The following is a 1,949-nucleotide window of genomic DNA, read 5'->3' as shown; positions in this document are numbered from 1 at the left end:
GCACCTATCATATGCTGGTCGGCGTCTACACGGAACTGGGCTATGAACTGATCCCGCTGCCTTTGGCCCCGGTCGAGGAGCGGCTGCGCTTCGTGTTGGCCGAGACGGAATTGGCATGAAAAAGGCCGGGTGAACCCGGCCTCTTTCATTTGTTTGTGGTTGCTTATTCCGCCGGCGCCTCGGCAGCTTCGCGCGAGCGGCCGAGCGTGACCTTGGCCAGCGTGAAGGAAATCACCGCGCACAGCGTGATGCCGGCCACCATCGGCAGCGGCGTGCCGTCGAAGAACACGCCGGCGACACCCATTGCGAGCGCGCCGATGGCGAAATGCAGCGTGCCCATCAGCGCCGAAGCCGTACCGGCGATCTCGCCATGCTCTTCCATGGCCAGCACCGAGGTGGTCGGGATGACCAGGCCGAGGAAGCCGTAGCCGACGAACAGCAGTGCCGCCATCACGTCGAGCCGGTCGATGCCGGTCGCCATCACCGCAAACAGCACCACCATCGTCGTGGCATAGCCGGTCACCGCGACGCGCACCACGCGCCGCAGCCCGAACCGCTCGGCCAGCAGTCCCGTCATCTGCGACATGCCGATGAAGGCGACCGCATTGATCGAGAAGAACACGCTGTAGACCGAAGGCGACAGGCCGTAGTGGTCGATCAGGATGAACGACGAGCTCGACAGATAGACGAAGAAGCTCGCAATGCCGAAGCCGGCGATAGCCGTCAGGCCGAGGAAGTTACGGTCGCCCATCAGGAAGCGGTAGGCCGACAGCGCGGTGCCGAAGGAGGAGCCGGCGCGGTCTTCCACCGGCCGCGTCTCCTTGAGCGAGGTCGCCAGAAGGATGGTGGCTAGCAGAGCAGCGCCAGTCACCGTCCAGAACACGGCGCGCCAGCCGAAATTCTCGATGATCACGCTGCCGGTCAGCGGCGCCAGGATCGGCGACACCGAAAACACCAGCATCAGAAGGGACATAAGCTTGGCGGCCTCGTTGCCGGTGTGCAGGTCGCGCACGATGGCGCGTGGAACGGCCATGCCGGCGCTGGCGCCAAGCCCCTGCAGGAAGCGGAAAGCGATCAGCCATTCGATGGTCGGCGCCATTGCCGAACCGATACCGCCGACCATGAACAGCGCAAGGCCGCCATAGAGCGGCAGCTTGCGGCCGACCATGTCGGAGATCGGCCCGACGACGATCTGGCCAAAACCCATCGACAGGAAGAAGATCAACAGGCTCATCTGCACTGCGGCGGTGCCGGCGTGCAGATCGGCGCCGATCGACGGCAGTGCGGGCAGATACATGTCGATGGCGAACGGGCCGATGGCGGACAACAGGCCGAGCACGACCGCAATGCGGAGGAATTTGGGACTCATGATAAAGGCTTCTTTCAAATCTGGTTGCCGCCGCCAGGCGACGTCTAACCTAGGACGTTCCATCCCATGAGATCCCGACACCCCAAAAGCGAATTTCCATTCGTCTCGTCGTGAAATCTCTTTATCTTCTGTCCACAAATTTAGACACTCTTGTCTAATTCGTCAATCACCTCTATATAGATTTTTATGAAGCTGCACATTTCTCCTGACACCTTCCCGCCACGCGGCCATGAGGCCAAGCGCCTGTCGATCGTCGATTCCGCCGCCACCGTGTTTTGCCGCGAAGGTTTCGCCGGCGCCAACATCGATCTGATCGCCGCCGAAGCCGGCGTCTCGCGCCAGACCATCTACAACCATCACGGCGACAAGGAGAAATTGTTCGTTGCTGTGGTCCGCGACCTGACCGAACGCTGCAATGCCGGCATCTTCGCCACCATTGCCACCTTCCCCGATCTGCCGGGGGATCTCGAGGCCGATCTGATCGGCTTTGCCATGCGCTTGAACCAGAATTGCATCTGCAACCGCGATGGAAAATTCCTGCGCAAGCTGATCCAGACCGAAGGCGAGCGCTATCCCGAAC

2 protein-coding genes are annotated in these 1,949 nt (G+C 61.7%); one reads left to right on the top strand and one right to left on the bottom strand.

The features are described from left to right. Positions 1-163: 163 nt before the first annotated feature. On the bottom strand, positions 164-1,369 hold the full coding sequence (locus EN935_RS33530; protein WP_109668133.1) for a multidrug effflux MFS transporter: 1,206 nt from the start codon (positions 1,367-1,369) through the stop codon (positions 164-166). A gap of 186 nt (positions 1,370-1,555) precedes the next feature. Here EN935_RS33530 and EN935_RS33525 point away from each other — a divergent pair. Further along, positions 1,556-1,949, top strand: a 394-nt coding sequence (locus tag EN935_RS33525; protein ID WP_164771584.1) for a TetR/AcrR family transcriptional regulator, incomplete at its 3' end; no start/stop codon positions are given.

The sequence above is a fragment of the Mesorhizobium sp. M7D.F.Ca.US.004.03.1.1 genome, from assembly GCF_003998635.1.
Lineage (GTDB): Bacteria > Pseudomonadota > Alphaproteobacteria > Rhizobiales > Rhizobiaceae > Mesorhizobium > Mesorhizobium loti.
This window is presented reverse-complemented; position numbering and strand designations above follow the sequence as displayed.